Origin of the sequence: Limobrevibacterium gyesilva, from assembly GCF_025989185.1 — a bacterium.
Classification (GTDB): Bacteria; Pseudomonadota; Alphaproteobacteria; order Acetobacterales; family Acetobacteraceae; genus Limobrevibacterium; species Limobrevibacterium gyesilva.
In genome coordinates this window covers 14317-35671 of the sequence record NZ_JAPDNT010000032.1, presented here as the reverse complement: position 1 = coordinate 35671, position 21355 = coordinate 14317, and the positions used below count along the sequence as shown (strand labels likewise).

Below are 21355 nucleotides of genomic sequence, written 5' to 3'. Positions count from 1 at the left end.
GCCGATGCTCAGGTTTGCCGTCAGGCGCATTGTTCTTCTGGTGCCCGTGATTGTCGGGCTGTCGCTGCTGATCTTCGCCATTGCGCGGCTGCTGCCGGGCGATCCCGTGACGCTTGCCGCGGGCCCCAACGCCACGCAGGCAGAGATCGCCGACCTCGCGCGGGAATTCGGCCTGGACCAGCCGCTGCCGGTTCAGTACTGGCACTACGCGACCGGACTGGTCACCGGTGACTGGGGGCAGTCGATCTTTACCCGCCGCCCGGTGCTGGAGGATCTGAAAGCCTACCTGCCGGCCACGCTGGAACTGGTGGTCGTGGCCATGGTGCTGGCGATCGTCATCGGCATTCCCGCGGGGCTGCTGGCCGCCGTCTACCGCGACCGCTGGCCCGATTATGTCTCCCGCGTCGTGTCGCTGGGTGCCATCTCGATGCCGCGCTTCTTCCTGGGGCTGCTGCTGCAGCTGGGGCTCGCGATGTGGCTGGGCTGGCTGCCGCTGGGCGGTCGCTTCCCGCTGACCGAGGATCCGCCGCCCTTCGTGACCGGCTTCCTGACCATCGACAGCCTGTGGGCGGGTGATCCGCACGCCTTCGGCGTTGCGCTGGCCTATCTGGCGCTGCCGGCCTTCGCCACCTGCCTGTCGCCGCTGGCCACCATCACCCGCATGATGCGCGCCACTACGCTGGAAGTGCTGCAGCAGGATTATGTGCTGACCGAACGCGCGCTGGGCCTGTCACAACGGCTGATCATCTTCAAATACGTGCTGAAGAACGCGATGTCGTCGACACTGACGGTCATCGGCCTGTATTTCGGCTGGCTGCTGGGCGGCACCGTGCTGGTGGAAACCGTGTTCGACTGGCCGGGCATCGGGCTTTATGCCACCAAAGCCATCGTCACGCAGGATTTCATGCCGGTGATGGGGGTCACGCTGACCATCGGTGTTCTGTTCGTCGCGGTGAACCTTGTCGTCGACCTGCTCTACGGTCTGCTGAACCCGAAGGTGCGATACGAATGAGCGCGAGCGCCACCCCCGACGCCCGCGCCTCCGCGGTAGCCGCTCGGCGGCAGAACTGGAGACGCGCCGCCTACAGGTTCCAGCAGAGCTGGCTGTCGATCGTGGGGCTCGCCATCGTGGTGCTGCTGTTCGTGGCCGCCGTGGCCGGCCCGTCGCTGGTGCCCTACCCCGCCGATATCGCCGGCGGCATCAACACCGCCACGCGGTTCGAGGCGCCATCCATCGCCCATCTGTTCGGCACCAACGAGCTGGGGCAGGACGTGTTCACGCTGGTGATCGCCGGCGCGCGCATCTCGCTGCTGTCAGGCGTGGCCGTGGTCGTGCTGGGCGCGCTGGCCGGCACGATCGTGGGTGCGCTGGCCGGCTATTACGGCGGATGGACCGATGAGATCCTCATGCGCATCGCCGACTTGAAGCTGACGCTGCCGAGCCTGATCCTGGCCATGGCGGTGGCCGCCGCCTTGGGGGCGGGGCTCGTCAACACCATCATCGCCATCGCGCTGACCTGGTGGCCCGGCTACGCCCGGCTGGTGCGCGGCGAAGTGATCGCGAAGAAAGAGGAACTGTTCGTGCAGGTGGCGCAGGCGCTTGGGGCCGGCACCGGCCGTATCCTGCGGCGGCACATCCTGCCCAACATCGTCTCGCCCATCATCGTGAAGATGTCGCTCGACATGGGTTTCGCGATCCTGACCGTGGCGTCGCTCGGCTTCATCGGCATCGGTGTGAAGCCACCCACGCCGGAATGGGGGTCGCTGCTGTCGATTGCGCGCAACTACATGCCCGACTACTGGTGGACGGCGATGTTCCCCGGCCTCGCCATTTTCCTGGCCGTGTTCGGCTTCAACCTTCTGGGCGACGGCCTGCGCGACGTGCTCGATCCCAGAGCGCGGCGTTGAGGCACGGCGGCATGGCATTCCTCGACATCAGGGACCTGCATCTGGCCATGCGCACCTTCGAGGGTGAGGCGCATGTGCTGAACGGCATCAACCTCTCGGTGGAACGCGGCGAGATCTGGGGCCTGGTGGGTGAGACCGGATGCGGTAAGTCGCTGACCGGCCTGTCCATCTCGCGCCTCGTGCCGTCTCCGCCGGGGCGGTATCTGCGTGGCGAGATTCGTTTCGCAGGGCAGGACCTGCTGGCGACGCCCGAGGATGGGATGCGCCGCCTGCGCGGCGGCCATATCGGCATGATCTTCCAGGATCCCACCACCAACCTCAACCCCGCCTTCCGCATCGGCGAGCAGATGGTGGACGTGGCGCTGCACGCGGATGCGGTCGATCCTGCCATTCTGGGGCTCGCCCCGGGAGCCTCGCGCCGCCAGCGCCGTGTCGAGGCGCGGCGGCTGGCCATCGCGATGCTCGACAAGGTGGGCGTTCCCGACGCCGCCCGGCGCATTGATGACTATCCGCACCAGTTCTCGGGCGGCATGCGCCAGCGCGTGCTGATCGCCATGGCGCTGATCGGCAAGCCGGAACTCCTGATCGCCGACGAACCTACCACCGCGCTCGACGTATCGGTGCAGGCGCAGATCCTGCGGCTGATCCATTCGCTGGTGCTGGAGTACCAGCTGGCGGTGCTGCTCATCACCCACAATCTCGGTGTGGTGGCGCAGCTCTGCACGCATGTGGCGGTGATGTATGCGGGCAACATCATCGAATCCGGCCCGGTGCGGCCGGTGTTCCGGAACCCCACCCATCCCTATACCCGCGCGCTGATGAAAGCCGTGCCGCACGCCACCCACCGCCGGGGGGAACTGCAGGGCCTGCCGGGCTCGGTGCCCAACCTGTTCACGCCGCCGCCCGGCTGCCGCCTCGCCCCCCGCTGCCCTGTGGCCCAGCCGCGCTGCGCCGAAAGGGTTCCCCCCACCATCGCCGTCTCGCCCGGCCATGACGTGGCCTGCGTGCTTGCCACACCCGCCGGGAGTGCCGCGGCATGATCCTGCGCATTGAAAACCTGACCAAGACGTTCCGGTCCCGTGGCAGGCGGTGGCTCGGCCCGCAGACCAGCTTCACGGCGCTCAACGATGTCAGCCTGTCGATCGGAAAAGGCGAGAGCTTTGGCCTCGTGGGCGAATCCGGCTCCGGCAAGACCACGCTGACGCGCTGCATTCTGGGACTCGAGCGCATCACTTCCGGGCGCATCGTGTTCGATGGTACCGACCTCACCACCCTACCGGCAGCGGAGATGCGCCGTATGCGCGCCCGTATCCAGATCGTGTTCCAGGATCCGTACGCATCCTTGAACCCGCGCATGCTGGTGCACGACATCATCGCCGAGCCGATGGAAATCCATCAGGACACGCTGGGCCTCGGCGCACGGCAGCGCAGCGACCGCGTGATCGAGCTGCTGGAACTGGTGGGGCTCGGCGCACAGCACCTGTATCGCTATCCGCACGAATTCTCGGGCGGGCAGCGACAGCGCATCGGCATTGCGCGCGCGCTGGCGGTGAATCCGGAATTTCTCATCCTCGACGAGCCAACCTCGGCGCTGGATGTGTCGGTGCAGGCGCAGGTGCTGAACCTGCTGCACGACCTGCAGCAGAAGCTGGGGCTGACCTACCTGTTCATTTCCCACGATCTCGGCGTCATCCGCTACATCTGTGACCGGATCGCACTTATCTATCGCGGCGACATCGTCGAGGAAGGGGGCGTGGACGACATCTTCGAGCGGCCGTCCAGCGACTATGCCCGCATGCTGCTGGCCGCCATGCCCGAACCGGACCCGGCCAAATCCCCCTTCAACACTGAAGCGGCAGGCTGAGCCGCTTGCCCCGGGGGCGTCATACCAGCGGCCATGAAAAATGACCGCTGGTATGAGTCGTTATTTTGCGCGCCGCCGCCCACCAAGCCCGCGACAGGCACGCGCTTGCGTGCCGCAAGCGGATCGGCGCGCGATACCAACGGCCCTTGACGATGGAAGGGTCATCGTCAAGGGCCGTTGGTATCACTCCACCCGGCGGATGCCGGCGGTGTGCATGCGGCAGGCGTCGCCAAAGGCCCGGAAGATGGACTTGCTGGGCTCGTCGGGAATGTAGTGCCATTCCGGGTGCCACTGCAGGCCGGCCCAGGGCGTCGCCAACTTGTTCATGAAGGGGGATGCCTCTATCCCTCGTGTCCGAATCGCTGTGGTCGCTCATCGAGCCACTGCTGCCGCCGGCGCCTCCGAAGCCCAAGGGCGGTCGCCCGCCTGTTCCCGCGCGTCCGGCGCTCACCGGCATCCTCTTCGTCCTGCTGGTCACCAGCGCCTTCAACGTCGGCGACCCGCAGGCGCTGCCGGCGACCGAGTACGGGCTCGCGAACTTCGTCGAGCTCTTCGACCATCTTGACTGGATCTGGAACACCCTCCTCGTCTCGGCCCTTGGCACGCTGGTGGCGACGGCGATCGGTGTGGGGCTCGCCTGGACGCTCCATCGCACGACGGTGCCGGGCTCCCGCCTGTTCGAGCTGTTGGTCGCCATACCGTATCCGCTCGGTCCGCTTGTCGGTACGCTCGCCTGGAGCGAGCTCGGCTCACCGCGCGACGGGCTCATCAACCAGCTCTACACGAGCCTGACCGGGAGCCCCGATCCCCTCATCAACATCTACAGCGTGCCCGGCATCGTCTTCGTGATGGCGATCTTCGAGGCGCCGGTCGCCGTGCTCATGATCGGTGCCGCGATGCAGCGCATGGACCCGTCGCTCGAGGAATGCTCGGCCGTCTTCGGCGGCGGCAAGTTGCGCACCGCCTTCCGCGTCACGTTGCCGCTCATGCTGCCCGCGATCCTGAGTGCGGCGCTGTTCCTCTTCACCTCGATGATGGGCGCTTTCGCGATCCCGACCATGCTCGGCACGAGCGCCCGGTTCTATGTGGCCACGACCGCCATCTACGTGCTGTTCCAGGGCTATCCGCCGAACTATCCGCTGGCCGCGGCCCTCGGGCTCGTGCTGGTCGCGATCACGGCGCTCGCCGTCTGGCTCTACAGCCGCGTCCTCAAGGGGCGGTCCTTCACCGTCGTCTCGGGGCGGAGCTACCGGCCGCGCCGGCTCGACATGCGCGGCTGGACGCCGGTCCTGTTCGGCCTCGAATGCTTCTACGTGCTGATCTCGCTGGTGCTGCCGCTCGGCGCGCTCCTGCTGGCCTCGCTCCAGCGGAGCGGCGGCACGAGCTGGCATCCGGCCGAATGGACGCTTCAGAACTACCATTACGTCCTGATCGATTTCCCGACCACGCGGGAGGCGATCACGAACAGCCTCCTCCTCGGCGTCGGCACCGGGACGATCGGGGTGGCGCTCGCCACGGTCATTGCCTGGAACGTCCACCGATCGAACAGCTCCGGACGCCGGCTGCTCGAGCAGGTCACCATGCTGCCCCAGGCGTTCCCGCGGCTCATCTTCGCCTTCGGCTTTCTTTGGATGCTGCTGGCGCTGCCGCTTCATCTCTACGGCACGCTCTTCGCGGTGCTGCTCGCCTATGTCGTGGTCTTCATTCCGCTGGCCTATCGAGGCATGAGCGGCGTGGTGATCCAGATCGACCGGTCACTCGAAGAGGCGGCACGCGTGAGCGGCGCGAGCTGGGGAAGACTGATGCGGACCGTGACCGTGCCGCTGCTGCGCACCGGCTTGCTCGCGACCTGGGCGCTGCTCTTCATGGTGTCCGTTCGCGAGGTGAGCGCTTCGCTCTTCCTCTCGGGCGCTGGGACCCAAGTGCTCGGGCCGGCAATCTTCAACTTCTGGGATTCGGGCGGCCTGCCGCGGGTCAGCGCGCTGGCCATGGTCCAGGCGGCGATCATCCTGGTCGCGCTGTTCGTGGTCCGCCGGTTCGCCGGCAACGAAATCAAGGCTTGAGCCGGCCGGTTGCGGCGCGCTCGCGGGAGCATGGAACGAAGATGATCGCGGAAGTCGAGGAAAAGGCCGGACGGCATGGGCGTGTCGGCGAGAAGGCGGAACGCCGGCTGGGAGCCGACCGTTCGAGGGCCGATCGTCCGCCCCGCGGCGCACAGCCAGATGGGCGGCGTCTTCATCGATGGAACCGGCTGGGCAGGCGTGCCCGGCCTGTTCGCATGCGGCGAGGCGAGCGGAGGGCTCCATGGGGCGAGCCGGCTCGCGGGCAATGGGGGCGGCGAGACGATCGCAATGGGTTGGCTGGTTGGGCGGGCGACGGCCGCAAGCATCGGCGGTGTCGGTGGAGCCGCACGTGATTGGCGGCGAATCCATCAAGAGGCCCTCGATGCTCTGCGCGGCGGTCGTGTCCGGGAGCCGTCAACCGCAGCGATCAAGCACGAAATCCGCTCGATCATGGCGGCCTCGGTCGGACTCTACCGCGACGAAGGCTCGTTGCGGATCGCCGTCGAACGGCTTCGCGGCCTCGAAACCTCAGCGTCCGAACTCGCGCCCGAAACGGTCGATGAGGCGCTCGGCGTGCGGTCGGCGCGGAACATGGCGACGATAGCGGGCCTCATCGCACGGGCGGCGCTTTTGCGCACCGAAAGCCGCGGCGCGCACCAACGGCGCGATCATCCCAGGCAGGACGACGCGCGCTGGCTGAAACACATCGCGTTCCACCTCGGGGCGGACGGGAAGCTGGCCGTCGAAGACCTGGCCATTCATTGAATAAGGGAAGAATGGGTCATGCAGAAAAAACCTCTCGCAGGCGTACGAATTCTCGATTTCACCAGGCTCTTCGCCGGCCCGTTCTGCACCATGCTCCTGGCCGATCTGGGCGCCGACGTGGTGAAGGTGGAGGCGCCTGAAGGCGATCCGATCCGAATGCAGGGGCCGCCGTTCCATGACGGCGCGAGCATGGGATACCTCGCCGTCAACCGGAACAAGCGTTCGATCGTGCTCAACACGAAGGAGCGGCGCGATCGCGAGCTTGCACACGCCCTGGCGTGCAAGGCCGACGTCGTGGTCGAGAACTTCCGGCCCGGCGTCATGGAGCGCATGGGCCTCGATTACCGCAATCTCGCGGCTTCGAACCCGACGCTGATCTACGCCTCGCTGTCGGGTATGGGGGCGACGGGCCCGTGCAAGGACAAGGGCGCGTTCGACCTGACCATTCAAGCCGAAGGCGGATACATGAGCCTCACCGGCGAGAGGAATGGAAACCCAATCAAGCTCGGCACCTCGGCCTTCGACCTGGTGTGCGGCCAATATGCGATGGGCGCCATCATGACGGCGCTTTTCGATCGCGAGAGGACAGGCCGCGGCCAGCGGATCGAAACGAGCCTCTTCGAGGGTGTGGTGAGCTTTCTCGTCGATGCCGGCCTCGAATGGCTGTTGACCGGACACCAGCGGCCGAAATGGGGGTCGGAGCATGCGAGCTCCGTGCCCTACAAGGCGTTCGAAGCGGCCGACGGATGGGTTGTCATCGGCGCCGGCGTCGAGCGCCTCTACGCCGGCTTCGTCCGGGTCCTGGGCAGGGAGGATCTGGTGGCCGATCCTCGCTTCTCCACGTTGCGCGGCCGCGTGACCCATCGGGACGCGCTTCACGCGATCCTCGATGCCGAGGTCCGCAAGTGGCGCGCCGCCGACCTCATCGAGAAGCTGCAGGATGCAGGGGTGCCGTGCGCCCCGGTCAACACCATGGAGCAGGTCTTCCGCCATCCCCAGACTCTGGCGCGCGGCATGCGCGTCATGGCGCCCAAGACCGACGGCGGCGAGATGCCGCTCATCGGACCTGCGGTGAAATACGGAAACTTCGACGTGGCGGCCGGCTGGACTGCGCCGCCCAAGATCGGGGAGCACACGGACGAAGTGCTGCAGGGCTGGCTCGACGTCAAGGCTGGCGGCGCCGCCGCCGGATGAACCGAGGCTCCCCCGTCGACGAGCCCGCGGCGGGAACCGATTCCATCATTCAGCTGAGGAGACGTGATGTCCATATTGCTGCGGGATGACCGCGACGGCGTAAGCATCCTTACGCTCAACCGCCCCGAGATCCACAACGCCATCTCGACGGCAGTGGGCGAGGCTCTGGAGGCCGCCCTGCGCGACATCAGCGGACGGCCCGAGATTCGGGTCGTCATCATCAAGGGCGCCGGCGGGAAGGCCTTTTCGGCCGGCACGGATCTCAAGGAACGGCGGGGCCTTTCCCCGAAGGAGAAGTGGGAGCAGAGTTCCTCGCTTCGCCGCGCCAACGAAGTCATGTGGAACATGCCGCAACCCGCCATCGCCGCGATCGAAGGCTGGTGCCTGGGCGGCGGCTTCGAGCTTGCTTGCAACTGCGATTTGAAGATCGCGGCCGATGATGCCGTGTTCGCATGGCCGGAAATGCAACTCGGCGCTTATCCGGGAGGAACCGCCGGCGTCATTTTCCCACGTCTTATCGGGCGCGGCCGGGCGAAAGAGCTCTTTTTCACGGCAAGGCGGATAACCGCGCAAGAGGCGCTTGAGTTCGGGATCGTCGAGCGCGTCGTGCCCAAGCAACAGCTTCACGATGCCGCCCTCGGGCTGGCGGAGGAAATCAAGATCAATTCGAGTCCGCTGGGGGTCGCCGCCGTGAAACGTATGGTCAATGTCGGGGCCGATATGTCCATCGGCGACGCGACCGCCCTCAACGACGCGCTGCGCCGGCCCCTCGAGGCGACGAAAGACTACGAGGAGGGAATACGCGCTTTCTTCGAGAAGCGGCGCCCGGTCTGGCGGGGCGAATAACCGTCGGCCCCTCCCTCACGCGAGGGAGCCTCAAAGACGTCTGCGCGTCGAATCCGCGATGAACCCGGCGGGCGCCCGGTGTCGGGATGCGCACTCGCGTCCGCCGTGTCATCCCCGAGGGCGCTGTCACCATCATCGCCATGCTGATTTCCGGTGGTGCTCACGCGCTTGATCTCGCCCTCCGCCAGGGTCCCAAGGACGAGATCGCCGAGAAGGCTGTGGAGCGGCGTCCGGTCGATGACTGGCGCCGCATCCTCGGCGCTCCCATGGCCAGTCACCCGTTGCTGCGCGGCAGCCGCGCTGCAATGCTGCGCAAGCCTTCCACCTGATGGCAGCGGCGCCGATCATGCTCCCTGGCCCCCCATTCGCCGTGGCCGATCGCCGCACCGCCACGCGGAATCAGGGGCCCGACCGCCGGGCCAATATCCGGGTGCTTGAACTTGCCGACGATTGCGATCGGCGTGGGCAGCGAGCCGATGGAAAAATGCTTCGCATCGGTCTTCAGCCGATAATCCACCGTCTCCGTTCGCAGGTCGATCGTGCCGCCGCCGGTGACGATATTGTTGCTGGTCTCCAGCAACAGGGTGCGCGTGGCCAGTGTTCCGTGTTGTAGGGCGAAATCGCCCACGAAACATTCGATCTGGTCGCGCCGCGGCACGCCCAACGCGGCCAATATGGCATTGCCCAGCTGCAGACCTGAGATCGCCACGAAGATTGCGCTGACGTCGCCGCCGCCGGACATGACCAGTTGCAGCGAGCCATTGCCGTTGCCGAGGACAGAGGAGACGGAATTGCCGGTGGAGTCGATGACCGCATGTCCGCCGATCGCGCCGCTGCCATGGGCTACCCCCGCCGCCTCGAGCATCCGGCCGAGGTCGACCCGCTGGAATGCAATATCGCCGTGCAGCCTGAACTCGTCGCCGATGGGCACCAGATCCAGATTCCCCTCGATCCGGCCGCTGCCCACGCCAACGGTGCCGGGCGCTACACGAATGTGGCCATTATCAATGTCTACAACGGCTGCCAACGAGTCCAAGGGCATGCTGCCGCCCAGGATTTTGGCGCCCTGGTATTTGGCGTCTTGGGAATGGGAATGCCCGTCAGCGGGAACAGCAGCGCCATGTCGGGCCGCTCACTTCCAGCGCGAGGTCGGCGCCTGCGAAGGCCAACGGATTCTGCACCGTGCCTGCCAGGTGCACGGTGCTCGGGCCGTTGGCGAGACGCAGGTCGATCGGGTAGGGCTGAGTGGCGGCGCGCAAGGACAGCAGTGCCCCGCCAAGGGCCTGACCGGTAATGGGCTGCCCCGCATAGGTGCCGTGCGCTTCCAACTTCACCTGGCCGCCGCCGGCGCGGTCGATTGTGGCGATCGCGATGTCGAAATCGGCGCGCAGACGCGGCACCACCACATGTGCCGCCCCATCGTTGATCTGCAGATTGCCGATTTTGGGAGCAGCCTGCTGGTCGGCTGCGGCGCTGCCGGCTGCAGATGCGAGGGCGGGAAACATCCAGTTGGCGGCCGAATCCGCCGGCTCCTGAGCATCGATCGTCGGCCGGTCCAGGACGATGGCGGGAATCACGAGCCGGCGCGTGCGCAGCCACGCCATGGCGTCGATGGTGACCGCCAGCCTCACGATCGTGGCGAATCGGCTGTCGGCCGGGAAGCCCTCGGGGTTGGCGATCTCCACCCCCTCGGCGACAGCGACGAGCTGTCGGCCGGGATGGAGATCGAAATGCCGCAGGGTCACGGTGCGGCCAAGGGGGGCGGAGGCTTGCTGTGCTACAAGCGGGCGAAACCAGTTCCAGTCCCAGAACACGGCCAGCAACCCGATGGCAATCACGAACAACCCGGCCGCGATCACCCAGCGTGGCAAGCGGCCACGGGGATTCTTGGGGCAGCCATAGGTCATGGGGTCCGACACAATCCCTCCTTTCGCCGCCGTTCCCGTGAAACGCGTGGCATGCCCTTGGGGTTACAATACCCTCGTGACCAGCCGGGCCGGCATATGATGAATTGAACACGGACCGCTTACCGGGAGCTGGCCAATGCCAAATCAGAGCGGCTGGATACGGTGGTTGCCGGGGCTGCTTACTCTGCGCCGGTATCAGGTCAGCTGGCTGGCTCATGACATCGCTGCGGGAGTGGTGCTGGCAACGATCCTGGTGCCCGTCGGGATCGCCTATGCGGTCGCATCGGGTGTGCCGGGCATTCATGGTCTCTATGCGACGATCGTGCCGCTGCTGGCTTATGCGCTGCTCGGCCCCAGTCGCATTCTGGTCCTGGGACCGGATTCTTCGCTGGCTGCCGTCATACTCGGCGTCGTCTTGCCGCTGTCTGGTGGAGACCCAAATCGCGCCGTTGCCTTGGCCGGCATGATGGCGGTGGTCTCGGGGATCGTGTGCATTCTGGCGGGCCTGGCGCGGCTGGGCTTTGTGACGGAGCTTCTTTCGAAGCCGATCCGCTATGGCTACATGAACGGAATCGCGCTGACGGTGTTGATCAGCCAACTGCCCAAGCTCTTCGGCTTTTCGGTAGAAGGCGATGGACCATTGAGAAGACTATGGGCCACAGCCGAGGCGGTTCTGGGCGGACGAACGAACTGGACGGAGTTCGCCGTCGGCGCGGGTACTTTGGCGGTTATTCTACTGCTCAAGAACAACAAGCGCTTGCCGAGTATCCTGATTGCCGTGGTTGGCGCGACGGCAATCGTTGGCTGGCTGGATCTGGCCGCGGGCGCTGACGTGTCGGTCCTTGGTCCCTTGCCCCAGGGTCTGCCCGCGTTCGCGATCCCGTGGCTCACCTACACCGATATGGTCCCGGTACTGATCGGAGGCTGCGCAGTCGCCCTGGTGTCGTTCGCTGATACGAGCGTGCTTTCCCGCGCCTACGCCGCGCGAACCGGCATGAATGTTGATCCCAATCAGGAGATGGTAGGGCTTGGCGTCGCGAACCTGGCCGCCGGATTCTTTCAGGGCTTTCCGGTGAGCGGCAGTTCGTCGCGTACCCCCGTGGCAGAGGCTGCGGGCGCGCGAACGCAGTTGACGGGAGTCGTTGGCGCACTCGCCGTTGCCCTGCTGCTGTTGGTGGCGCCGAATCTCCTCCAGTATCTGCCAACTGCCACATTGGCCGCGGTCGTGATCGCTTCAGCTGTCGGCTTGATCGAGGTCGCGGATCTCACTCGAATCTATCGCATCCAGCGTTGGGAGTTCTGGCTATCCATAGTCTGCTTTGTGGGCGTCGCCGTGCTTGGCGCCATCCCGGGCATAGGCCTGGCGATCGCGATTGCTGTCATCGAGTTCCTGTGGGATGCTTGGCGTCCGCACTCAGCGGTGCTGGGCCGCGCTGAAGGGGTCAAGGGCTACCACGACATCACGCGCTACCCCAATGCTCGCCAGATATCCGGCCTGGTCCTGTTTCGCTGGGACGCACCACTGTTTTTCGCCAACGCCGAGTTCTTCAAGGAGCGTGTTCTGGATGCAGCGGCGAAAGCGCCTGCGCCGGTGCGCTGGCTGGTCGTTGCCGCCGAACCTGTCACCAGCGTGGACGTCACCGCAGCTGATACCCTCGCCGAATTGGACAAGACACTAGACGGCGCCGGGATCGAGTTATGCTTCGCCGAACTCAAAGACCCTGTAAAAGACAAGCTCAAGCGGTTCGGACTCCTCGACAAGATTGGTGAAAAGTTCTTTTTCCCGACCGTTGGTGCCGCCGTCAGCAGCTACGTAGACAGCCACGCGGTGGATTGGGTGGACTGGGAGGACCGAAGCCCACCGGGACATGGGAGTTAGTCCATTGCGATGAAATGGCTGCTGCCGCTGCGTCCGGTAGCGCCGCAGGGCAATCAGCCCCATATTCGGGTGGTCGGCATGGCAACGCTCCGATGGAGTTGCCCATGAGTATTCCCACGTCTATCAAGTCGCTCGCGGGCGCCTTGCTTGGCTGTTCCCTGGCCATCTTCATCATGGCCCCGGCGACCTTGGCCGCGAATGAGGCGCATGGCCAGCCCTCCGAGGTCCTGTTCGTCGCGCAGATCGTCCTGCTGCTGATTGTCGGACGGCTGCTTGGCGAGGGGATGCAGCGTATCGGCCAACCCCCGATTATGGGGCAATTGCTTGGCGGGATCCTGCTGGGGCCCTCTGTGCTGGGCGCCCTGCTGCCCGACATCCAGCGCGCCATCTTTCCTGCGACGGGGATGCAGAAGGGCATGCTCGACGCCGTGTCCCAGCTCGGCATCCTGATGCTGCTTTTGCTGACGGGCATGGAGATCGACCTCGCCTTGATCAGGAAGATGCGGCGCGCCGCGGCCAGCGTCTCGATCGCGGGAATCAGCGTTCCGTTCCTGTGCGGCTTCCTGCTGGGCCAGTTTATGCCCCAGGCGATGCTGCCTCGACCCGAGATGCGCCTCATCACGGCGTTGTTCCTCGGCATCGCGCTTTCGATCTCCTCTGTAAAGATCGTCGCCGCAGTCATTCGCGAGATGAACTTCATGCGCCGAACGATCGGTCAGCTGATCGTGGCCTCGGCGATCATCGATGACACCATCGGCTGGATCGTCATCGCCGTGATCCTGGGCCTCGCGCAGCGCGGCAGCGTGGAATTGTTGCCTCTCAGCGTCAGCGTGATCGGTACCGCGCTCTTTCTGGCGGCCAGCCTGACAATCGGACAGCGAGTGGTATCGGCGCTCATTCGCTGGACCAACGACAGTTTCGTCAGCGAGCTTCCGGTCATCACGACGATCCTGGTCATCATGGGGGCGATGGCGCTGGTGACCCATGCGATCGGTGTGCACACGGTCCTGGGAGCCTTCGTTGCCGGCATTCTCGTCGGCCGTTCGCCGATTTTGGCTGAACACATCCGGGACAATTTGCGCGGGTTGATCGTCGCTCTGTTCATGCCGATCTTCTTCGGTGTAGCCGGGCTCACCGCGGACCTTACGGTACTGCGCGATCCAGCGCTGCTTCTGTTTGTCGGGGGGCTTGTGCTGATCGCAAGCGTCGGCAAGTTCGGTGGGGCTTTCCTCGGAGGCGCCTTGGCGGGCCTTTCCCATCGCGAGGCCTTTGCCCTGGCTTGCGGGATGAATGCACGCGGCTCGACGGAGGTGATTGTCGCGACGATCGGCCTGTCCATTGGGGTGCTCAACGAGACTTTGTATACGACGATTGTCACGATGGCATTCGTGACCACGATGGCAATGCCGCCGATGCTCCGCTGGGCACTCGCCCGCCTGCCGATGACCCCGGAGGAGCATGATCGCCTCGCCCGTGAGGCACTCGAGACAAAGGGATTCGTGGCCAATCTTGAGCGAGTTCTCCTCGGAGTCGACCGGTCAGCGAACGGCCAGTTTGCCTCGCGCCTGGCGGGACTTCTCTCGGCGTGGCGGCCCATGCCGATCACGGTGCTGGAGTTGGGACCAGACCATCCCGCTGGGGCGCCGCCATCCGGTCCGGTCCCGCCGTTGGAGACTGTGGTCAAGAACGCCGCCGAAAGTGCCCTTGCGCCGGACGAAGCAAGAGCGCAGAGGGCGGCTGATGTCACGACACGCGCCCGGGACGCTGCCGCGGAGGACGCTGTCGCCCGTGAGGCGCGCAAGGGCTACGACCTCCTGCTGATTGGCGTGGGGCGCACGACGGACCCGGACGGTGGATTCCACAAGGACGTGACCCGCCTTGCCGCTTCGTTCGATGGTCCGCTCGTTGTCGTCGAAGCCCGTGCAGCGCATCTGGAGGACCCTCGCGCCGCGAACGTCAACATCCTGGTCCCTGTCAGCGGCACAGACGCGTCGCGACGAGCCCTCGAAGTGGCGCTTGCCTTCGCCAAATCCGGTACCGCTCCCATTACACTCCTGTACGTTTCGGGCACGCCGAAACACGCGGCCTCGCGTCACACCTTTGGGAGCCACGACACATATACGGAAGATGCAGTGCTGCGAGAGGCAGTGAGCCTTGCAGATCAATACCGGATCGCGACGCGGACAGTTATCCGCAGGAACCTCCCCATCGACGACGCGATCGCCGAGCAGGTGAAGCGAGGGCGTCACGACCTCGTCGTGCTCGGCGTCAGACCTCGGTCCGTCGGCAGGTTATTCTTTGGTGATGTGGCAGCCGATTTGCTGGAGCGTTCCTCTTCTTCGCTGGTGTTCGTGGCGAGTTAGAGCCGTCTGCCATGAACTGGCCGGCTTGCGTCGTGCTGCAGTCGGCATCACAGGACGGCAGGCGCCTGGCCCGTCAAATCAGACCCGTTCCCCGTTTTCTCCCTGCAAAACAGGGAATCTGCCCAGCAGAGACTGGTTCGCACCTGACTGCGCCCACAGCCAGCTCATTGCCTTCTGCCGGTGTCCGGGTTCGGCTGCGATCGGGCGCCGATGCCCAGCTCATGCTTCAGCACCTTGCCGAATGCCGATTTCGGCAGGCTGGCGCGGAACTCGACGATCCGCGGCATTTCGATCGGCGATACCTTGTCGGCCAGGAAGACGCGCAGGCCCTCGGCCGCCAGCGTCGTGCCGGCGCGCAACACGATGCAGGCCTTGGGCACCTCGCCGCGGGCGGGATCGGGGACACCGACGACAGCGACCTCGGCCACCGCCGGGTGCTGCCGGATCGCTTCCTCCACCGCCCGCGCATAGACCTTGTAGCCGCGCACCGCGATCACCTCGGGCTGCCGGTTCACGAAATAGAGGAACCCGTCCCGGTCGAGGCGGCCAAGGTCGCCGGTGTGCAGCCAGCCGTCGCGGAAGGCCTCGCGCGTGGCCTCCGGCCGCTGCCAGTAGCCGAGCATCACCTGCGGGCCACGAACACAGATCTCGCCGATCTCGCCGGGCGGCAGCACGCCATGCGGCGCCTCGGCCGCCATGATCGCGACATCCGTCCCGGGCAGCGGCACGCCGCAGGAGCCGGGCCGTTCGATACCCTCCAGCGGATTGCTGCAGGTGACCACCGGCCCGCACTCGGTCAGGCCGTAGCCTTCCGCCAACGGAACGCCGGTCAGCGCGACGAAGCGCCGCGCCAGGGCCTCCGGCAGGGAGTCGCCGCCAGAGACGCAGACTTTCAGCGACGCGAGGGCGGCCGCCGTGCAGGCGGGGCACTCGGTCAAGGCGTGAAACAGCGCCGGCACGCCGACCAGGATGGTGACGCGCCGGCGCTCGATCGTGCGCAGCGTCTCCACCGGCCGGAAGCGCGGCAGGATCACCAGCTCGCCGCCGAGGGCGACGGCGAGGTTCATCACCGCGGTCATGCCGAAGCAATGGAAGAAGGGCAGCACGGCCAGGAACCGCTCCGCGCCGGGTTCGGCGCGGGTGAACCAGGCGCGAAGCTGCGCCACGTTGGCGCACAGATTCGCGTGCGACAGCAGCACGCCTTTCGGATCGGCCGTGGTGCCGCCGGTGTACTGGATCACCGCCACCCCGGACGGGTGCGGCGCGGGCGCCACGTCCCCGGCATCGGCGTCCGCGCCCAGTGTCGCGAAGGCGCACACGCGCTCATCGTCCGGCAGCGCCGCCAGGCGCGCGCGCTCGCGGATACGGAACGCAAGGCTCTGCGGGAACGGCAGCATCTGCGCCATCCGGCACACCACCACATGGCGCAGCCGCGTCCGCCGCAGCGCACCGAAAATCCGGCCGAACATCGGCTGCAGATCGACCGTCACCGCCACCTCCGCACCCGAATCCCCGATCTGGCCGATGATCTGCTGCTCGGCGGCGAGCGGGTTGAGGTTCACGACGGTGCCGCCGGCCCGCAGCACGGCGAAATAGCACAGCACCGCGCCGGGCGAGTTCGGCAGGCACAGCGCCACCCTGGTGTCGTGGCCGACGCCCAGGCGGCGAAACCCTGCCGCCGCACGGCCGATCAGCGCGGCGGCCTCGCCGTAGCTGGTGCGCCGGCGGAGGAAGGTGAGAAACGGGCGGTCCCGGTAGCGCGCGGCGGCATCGGTGAACAGCGCATCGAGCGAGCGTTGCGGCGCCGGCAGCGCTCGCGGCATGCCGGGCGGATAAAGCGACAGCCAGGGGCGCGGCGGCTCCGGCAGAAGGGGGTTCATGGCGGGCCGGCGTCGGGTTCGCCGCAGCCGGCGAGAATGGCCGCGCGTACCTTGTCGCGCAGCCGGATCGCGGCGGCGAAGTCGCGGCCGTCGGGCGCCACCGCCGCGCCGATCCGCACCGCCACGCCGTGGTGCCGCGGCCACCATTGCCCGCCGCGCAGCACCGAACGCGTGCCGTGCAGCGCCACCGGGATGACGTCCAGCCCCTGTTGCGCGGCGATGACGAAGGCGCCCAGCCGGAACGGCAACAGGCCGGGGGCGCGGGTGAACGTGCCTTCCGGGAAGAACACCAGCGCCCGCCCGGCCGCCGCCGCCGCCAGCGCCGTGCGCGTGTCCTCCACGCCACCTTCGGGATCGGACCGGTCGACGAACAGCGTCTCCAGCGCGCGCAGGAACGGGCCGGCGATCGCCTGCGCTGCAAGCTCGTTCTTGGCGATGAACACCGGCGCGCCCGGCAGCACGGCGGCCAGCACGACACAATCGAAATAGCTGGCGTGGTTCGTCACGAAGATCGGCCGTGGCACCGCTGGCCATGTGCCGGTCACGTCCAGCCGGATGCGCATCAGCCACAGCACCAGCTTCGCCAGGGTGCGCAGCAGCGCCCAGCGCCAGGCCAGCCGGGGAAGCAGCAGCACGCCGGGCCAGGCGACGACGGCGCCGCCGATCAGCACCAGCCACCACCAGCCGGCATAAGCCAGGGCGGCGACGGCAGCGGCGGCGCGGCGCGCCTGCGGCAGCAGGCCCGCGGCCAGCAGGCGCAGCACCTGGCGCGCGGGCGAATCGGGCCGCCGTCCCAACTGACCTTGCTCGAACAGCGCGCGGGTGGCGGCGCGGCGCAGCTTCCCGCTGGAGGTCTTGGGAATCGAGCGCGGCGGCAGCAGCACCAGCTGTTCCGGCGGCGCATCCAGCAGCCGCGCCGCGGCCTCGGCCGCCAGCGCCCGCAGCGTGTCCAGACGCGCGGTGTCGGTCTCGCGCGTCTCGGCCGCGACCACGACGTGTTCCGTGCCGGCGCGCGGGTCGCGCACGCCGAACACCGCCACGCAGCCTTTGCGGATGCCGGGAACGTCGCCGACGGCGCGCTCGATCTCTTCCGGATAGATGTGCTGGCCGGCGCGGATGATGATGTCCTTGCTGCGCCCGGTGATGAACACGTCGCCGCCGGCGACATAGGCAAGATCGCCGCTGTTGAGCCACCCGCCTTCGATCAGGTCCGCGGTCTTTCCGGGATTGGCGAAATAGCCGCCGGTCGCCGACGGGCCGCGGAACTGCAGCCGCCCTTCCTGGCGTTCGCCCAGCTCGCCGGCGGGCCCGACGATGCGGATTTCGTGCCCCCGCAACGGCCGCCCGCAGGCGACGAGCTCCAGCGCATCCGCCTCGCCTGGCGCCGCGGGCTCGGCCCGCCCATGCGCGGTCAGGGCAACGCGGCGCACGCGATCGACCACCGGCGCCCGCCCGAGCGGCGGAAACGTCAGCCCGACCGCGTTTTCCGCCAGCCCGTACACCGGCGCCATCGCCTCCGCCCGGAAGCCGTATGGCGCGAAGCGGGCGGTGAACCGCCGCAGCGTCTCGGCACTCACCGCCTCGGATCCGTTGGCCACCATGCGCAGCGAGCCGAGGTCGAGCCCGACGATGGCGGCATCGGCGATCCGGCGCAGGCACAGCTCGAACGCGAAGTTCGGCGCCGCCGACAGCGTCGCGCGATGGCGGTGGATGGCCCACAGCCATTGCTCGGGCCGCACCAGGAAGGTGATCGGCGGCATGACGACGAGCGGTGCCGCGAAATACAGGCTGCCGAGCCAGGCGCCGATCAGGCCCATGTCGTGATACAGCGGCAGCCAGCTCACGAACCGGTCGGCGGGGCCGGCGTCCATCGCCTCGCCCATGGCGCGGATGTTCGCCAGCACGTTGGCGTGCGACAGGACCACGCCCTTGGGGTCGCCGGTGCTGCCGGAGGTGTATTGCAGCAGGGCCATGGCGTCGGGGTGCGCCGGGCCGGGCAACGCGCCGGCACCGGCCGCCAGCGCGTCCACTGTCGCCACGCCGCGCAGGCTGCCGACCTGGAGCCGGAGCAGGGCGGCCACGCTGCCGGCCTCGGGTGCAGCGATCAGCAGCGCCGCGCCGGCGTTGCGCAGGATGCCGCCCTGCCGCGCCAGATGTTCGGCAAATTGGGACGGGCGGGCAGGCGGATAGATCGGCGTCGGCACGGCGCCTGCGTACAGCGTGCCGAAGAAGGCCACGAAGAAATCCAGGCCGGTCGGCAGCATGATGGCGATCCGCTCGCCGGTCTCCACGCCGCGCTGGCGCAGCCCGCGGGCGACCGCATGCGATCGCTCCGCCAGCTCCCGGTAGCTCAGGCTGACGTCCTGGCCGTCGCCCTGCGTCAGAACCAGATGGGTGCGATCACCGTGCTCGCTTGTATGCCAGTCCAGCACGTCCGTAAGCGTCGGCGCATCCGCCGGCGCCGGCTCCGCCTCCGTCAGGACGATGGGCCGAGGCGCGGCCGCGCCGGCCATGGGGGTCGCGGAGGCCGCCCGCTCCAGGGCTGCGAGCACGTCGCGCAGCGTCTCGGCCCGTTGCAGCAGCTGCGCCGGCAGATGGATGGCGAGCGCGCGCTCGATGCGCAACAGCAGTTCGGCGCGCGACAGGCTGTCGAAGCCCCAGTCGCGCCCCAGCGCCATGTCGAGCGCCGCGCGCCGCCCGGCCTGTGGGCGCAGGCCCAGCTCCCGCGCCAAATCCTGTGCGAGGCCGACCAGGGCGGCTTCTCGTTGCTGCGTGGTGTCGGCGACCGGGTCCTTGTCCATTGCCGCAAGCTCCCTGGCCCACGTGACCCTGTGGCACGCAAGCCGGGCCCGGCATGGCGGAAGACCATGCCGGACGCGAAGCCGCGATGGCCCGGGCGTGCGCCACCGGGGGCGAGGCGAGCGTACCACACCTTCCCGGAACCGATGCTGCACATCTGGGTAATGGCAGGCAGCCCGTCATGCGGCAGGCGGCGGCGTTTCGTACGCCCTCCCGGGCGCGCGCTTCCCCCGACGGTCAGCCGGCGGCGGCCGGGCGCGTCTGCATCGCAGTCACCCACTTGTCGACGCGGGGCGAGTATTCGATGGCGTTGCGGCACGCGTACCCGATCTTCTCGATCGCAATAGCCAGGATGCCATGGTCGTCAACCGTGACGATCCGGCTTGCCTGCTGCAGCGCCTGTTCGCGCAGCCGCGGGTCCATGGTGCGCGCGGCCTCGTCGATGAGGGCATCGACGCGCGGGTTGGAATAGCCGCCGAAATTCGTCTGCCCCAGGCCACGCTTCGGGTCCTGCGTGGCGGCCAGGAGTTTCAGGGTGTCGGAGGCCTGGCCGGTGATGATCGACATCGACGTGAAATAGGCGCTGAACCCGCGGGCGTTGCGGCGCGTGTAGAACACGGTGGAAGGCAGCGCCTCCACCTTCGTGCGCACGCCCACCCGCGTCCAGAACGCGGCGATCGACTGGGCGAGCTGGGCATCCTGCACATAGAAGCCGTTGGTGGTGGCGAGCGTCAGGCCGAAGCCGTTCGGATATCCGGCCTCGCTCAGCAGCTTGCGCGCCGCTTCCGGGTCGAACTTGTCCACCTGGGCGTCCGGCGTCGCGCCGAACATCCCCGGCGCGGCCAGTTCCGCGGCCGGCTGGCCGAGGCCGGACAGGATGCGCTCCGTCAGCCGCTCACGGTCGATCGCGATCGACAGCGCCTTGCGCACGCGCGGGTCGCGCAGCGGATTGCGGCCGTTGGCGTCGGTGACGCCGGGGCTGTCGTCGCGCGCCTGGTCGAAGCACAGATAGAACACGCTGTTCGACGGCGTGACCATCACGCGCAGGGCCGGATTGCCGCGCAGCTTGAGGGCGTCCTCTCCGGGGACCTTTTCGATCAGGTCCACGTCGCCCGCCAGCAATGCCGCCACGCGCGATGCGCTGGAGGAGATCGCCATGATCGTGACGGCGCTCCAGGGCTGCCGGTCGCCCCAATAGGACGGGTTGGGCGCCAGCACGACGCGGTCGTTCGGGGTGAAGGAGACGAACCGGTACGGGCCGGTGCCGATCGTGCCGTCGCCGGCATTGAGCTGCTGCGTGGTCTTGCCTTCCGGCACCGGGCCGGCGGCGGCCGTCTCCGACAGGATCGCGATCTGGCTGAGGTCGATCGGCAGGTCGGGGTAGGGCGCATGCGTGTGGAAGCGGATCACGTGCGGTGTCACGACCTCTGTCGTCGCGATCTGCTTGAGGAAGATCGCGAACGAGGACGGGCTGTTCGGGACTTTCGGCACGCGGCCGAGCGAGAACACGACGTCTGCGGCCGTGAACGGCGAGCCGTCATGGAACGCAACACCTTCGCGCAGCTGGAATTCCCAGGTGGTGTCGCCGACCAGGCGCCACGACGCGGCGAGGCCCGGGATCAGCTTCTGCGCGGCATCCTGGCGCACCAGCGTTTCGAAAATATGCGACAGCACGGACTGGTTGGTGGCCAGCACATGGTAATGCGGGTCCATCGCCGATGGCGCCGCGGCCATGCCGATGCGCAGCGTCGCGTCCTTGGCCCATGCGGCGCGGGAGGCGGGCAGGGCGAGCAGCCCCGCCGAAGCCTGCAGCAGCAGGCGGCGGCCGAGCGCCGGTTGGGTGGCCTGTGTCATGGCGTGTCTCTTCCCTTCGTCATTTCGTTTCAT

17 protein-coding genes and 1 pseudogene are annotated in these 21355 nt (G+C 67.5%); 12 read left to right on the top strand and 6 right to left on the bottom strand.

Annotated elements, in window-relative coordinates; genetic code table 11:
• Positions 1 to 4 precede the first annotated feature (4 nt).
• The 4 genes from OL599_RS21950 to OL599_RS21935 are packed head-to-tail and all read left to right on the top strand — an operon-like array spanning position 5 to position 3772.
• Positions 5 to 1012: an ABC transporter permease gene (locus OL599_RS21950; protein ID WP_264716167.1), complete on the top strand. Its 1008-nt coding sequence runs from the start codon at positions 5 to 7 to the stop codon at positions 1010 to 1012.
• Positions 1009 to 1908: an ABC transporter permease gene (locus tag OL599_RS21945; RefSeq protein ID WP_264716166.1), complete on the top strand. Its 900-nt coding sequence runs from the start codon at positions 1009 to 1011 to the stop codon at positions 1906 to 1908. Before OL599_RS21950 ends, OL599_RS21945 begins: the two co-directional genes overlap by 4 nt.
• A gap of 11 nt (positions 1909 to 1919) precedes the next feature.
• Entirely contained in the window at positions 1920 to 2948 is a 1029-nt protein-coding gene (locus OL599_RS21940) for an ABC transporter ATP-binding protein (RefSeq protein ID WP_264716165.1), read from the top strand.
• On the top strand, positions 2945 to 3772 hold the full coding sequence (locus OL599_RS21935; protein ID WP_264716164.1) for an ABC transporter ATP-binding protein: 828 nt from the start codon (positions 2945 to 2947) through the stop codon (positions 3770 to 3772). Before OL599_RS21940 ends, OL599_RS21935 begins: the two co-directional genes overlap by 4 nt.
• A gap of 183 nt (positions 3773 to 3955) precedes the next feature.
• On the opposite strand, the gene OL599_RS21930 is transcribed toward OL599_RS21935, so the two are convergent.
• Complete coding sequence (locus OL599_RS21930) at positions 3956 to 4099, bottom strand: hypothetical protein (protein WP_264716163.1); 144 nt, start codon at positions 4097 to 4099, stop codon at positions 3956 to 3958.
• A gap of 8 nt (positions 4100 to 4107) precedes the next feature.
• Between OL599_RS21930 and OL599_RS21925 the strand changes: the two are divergent.
• The 6 genes and pseudogenes from OL599_RS21925 to OL599_RS21900 form a co-directional block, all read left to right on the top strand.
• Positions 4108 to 4242 (top strand): annotated as a pseudogene (locus tag OL599_RS21925) (IS5/IS1182 family transposase); the annotation flags it as partial.
• Between the two features lie 138 nt (positions 4243 to 4380).
• Positions 4381 to 5835, top strand: coding sequence for an ABC transporter permease (locus OL599_RS21920; protein ID WP_264716172.1), 1455 nt, complete (start codon positions 4381 to 4383; stop codon positions 5833 to 5835).
• Between the two features lie 159 nt (positions 5836 to 5994).
• Complete coding sequence (locus tag OL599_RS21915; protein WP_264716162.1) at positions 5995 to 6600, top strand: FAD-binding protein; 606 nt, start codon at positions 5995 to 5997, stop codon at positions 6598 to 6600.
• A gap of 18 nt (positions 6601 to 6618) precedes the next feature.
• A complete protein-coding gene (locus OL599_RS21910; RefSeq protein WP_264716161.1) occupies positions 6619 to 7794 on the top strand; it encodes a CaiB/BaiF CoA transferase family protein in 1176 nt (391 codons plus the stop codon).
• A 66-nt stretch (positions 7795 to 7860) separates the two neighbouring features.
• Positions 7861 to 8640: an enoyl-CoA hydratase/isomerase family protein gene (locus OL599_RS21905; protein ID WP_264716160.1), complete on the top strand. Its 780-nt coding sequence runs from the start codon at positions 7861 to 7863 to the stop codon at positions 8638 to 8640.
• An 86-nt stretch (positions 8641 to 8726) separates the two neighbouring features.
• Positions 8727 to 8969, top strand: coding sequence for a hypothetical protein (locus OL599_RS21900; protein WP_264716159.1), 243 nt, complete (start codon positions 8727 to 8729; stop codon positions 8967 to 8969).
• Here OL599_RS21900 and OL599_RS21895 read toward each other — a convergent pair.
• The gene (locus tag OL599_RS21895; RefSeq protein WP_264716158.1) at positions 8915 to 9667 is read right to left on the bottom strand and encodes an AsmA family protein; all 753 of its coding nucleotides are present in this window, start codon (positions 9665 to 9667) and stop codon (positions 8915 to 8917) included. The genes OL599_RS21900 and OL599_RS21895 overlap by 55 nt on opposite strands.
• Positions 9668 to 9740: 73 nt before the next feature.
• Positions 9741 to 10559, bottom strand: a complete 819-nt coding sequence (locus OL599_RS21890; protein WP_264716156.1) for an AsmA family protein — start codon at positions 10557 to 10559, stop codon at positions 9741 to 9743.
• Positions 10560 to 10713: 154 nt separating this feature from the next.
• Between OL599_RS21890 and OL599_RS21885 the strand changes: the two genes are divergently transcribed.
• The gene (locus OL599_RS21885) at positions 10714 to 12426 is read left to right on the top strand and encodes a SulP family inorganic anion transporter (protein WP_264716155.1); all 1713 of its coding nucleotides are present in this window, start codon (positions 10714 to 10716) and stop codon (positions 12424 to 12426) included.
• Positions 12427 to 12530: 104 nt separating this feature from the next.
• Complete coding sequence (locus OL599_RS21880) at positions 12531 to 14789, top strand: cation:proton antiporter domain-containing protein (protein ID WP_264716154.1); 2259 nt, start codon at positions 12531 to 12533, stop codon at positions 14787 to 14789.
• Between the two features lie 164 nt (positions 14790 to 14953).
• Here OL599_RS21880 and OL599_RS21875 read toward each other — a convergent pair whose 3' ends face one another.
• The 3 genes from OL599_RS21875 to OL599_RS21865 form a co-directional block, all read right to left on the bottom strand.
• On the bottom strand, positions 14954 to 16669 hold the full coding sequence (locus tag OL599_RS21875) for an AMP-binding protein (RefSeq protein WP_264716153.1): 1716 nt from the start codon (positions 16667 to 16669) through the stop codon (positions 14954 to 14956).
• Positions 16666 to 19470: an AMP-binding protein gene (locus OL599_RS21870; RefSeq protein WP_264716152.1), complete on the bottom strand. Its 2805-nt coding sequence runs from the start codon at positions 19468 to 19470 to the stop codon at positions 16666 to 16668. The genes OL599_RS21875 and OL599_RS21870 overlap by 4 nt, the downstream gene beginning before the upstream one ends.
• Before the next feature lie 235 nt (positions 19471 to 19705).
• Positions 19706 to 21322, bottom strand: a complete 1617-nt coding sequence (locus OL599_RS21865) for an ABC transporter substrate-binding protein (protein WP_264716151.1) — start codon at positions 21320 to 21322, stop codon at positions 19706 to 19708.
• Between the last annotated feature and the right edge of the window lie 33 nt (positions 21323 to 21355).

What these genes read in the sequence shown, in the direction of transcription:
- OL599_RS21950 (WP_264716167.1), top strand. Translation starts at nt 5, where the DNA reads ATGCTCAGGTTTGCCGTCAGGCGCATTGTTCTTCTGGTGCCCGTGATT.
- OL599_RS21945 (WP_264716166.1), top strand. Translation starts at nt 1,009, where the DNA reads ATGAGCGCGAGCGCCACCCCCGACGCCCGCGCCTCCGCGGTAGCCGCT.
- OL599_RS21940 (WP_264716165.1), top strand. Translation starts at nt 1,920, where the DNA reads ATGGCATTCCTCGACATCAGGGACCTGCATCTGGCCATGCGCACCTTC.
- OL599_RS21935 (WP_264716164.1), top strand. Translation starts at nt 2,945, where the DNA reads ATGATCCTGCGCATTGAAAACCTGACCAAGACGTTCCGGTCCCGTGGC.
- OL599_RS21930 (WP_264716163.1), bottom strand. Translation starts at nt 4,099, where the DNA reads ATGAACAAGTTGGCGACGCCCTGGGCCGGCCTGCAGTGGCACCCGGAA.
- OL599_RS21915 (WP_264716162.1), top strand. Translation starts at nt 5,995, where the DNA reads ATGGGCGGCGTCTTCATCGATGGAACCGGCTGGGCAGGCGTGCCCGGC.
- OL599_RS21910 (WP_264716161.1), top strand. Translation starts at nt 6,619, where the DNA reads ATGCAGAAAAAACCTCTCGCAGGCGTACGAATTCTCGATTTCACCAGG.
- OL599_RS21905 (WP_264716160.1), top strand. Translation starts at nt 7,861, where the DNA reads ATGTCCATATTGCTGCGGGATGACCGCGACGGCGTAAGCATCCTTACG.
- OL599_RS21900 (WP_264716159.1), top strand. Translation starts at nt 8,727, where the DNA reads ATGCGCACTCGCGTCCGCCGTGTCATCCCCGAGGGCGCTGTCACCATC.
- OL599_RS21880 (WP_264716154.1), top strand. Translation starts at nt 12,531, where the DNA reads ATGAGTATTCCCACGTCTATCAAGTCGCTCGCGGGCGCCTTGCTTGGC.
- OL599_RS21875 (WP_264716153.1), bottom strand. Translation starts at nt 16,669, where the DNA reads ATGAACCCCCTTCTGCCGGAGCCGCCGCGCCCCTGGCTGTCGCTTTAT.
- OL599_RS21870 (WP_264716152.1), bottom strand. Translation starts at nt 19,470, where the DNA reads ATGGACAAGGACCCGGTCGCCGACACCACGCAGCAACGAGAAGCCGCC.
- OL599_RS21865 (WP_264716151.1), bottom strand. Translation starts at nt 21,322, where the DNA reads ATGACACAGGCCACCCAACCGGCGCTCGGCCGCCGCCTGCTGCTGCAG.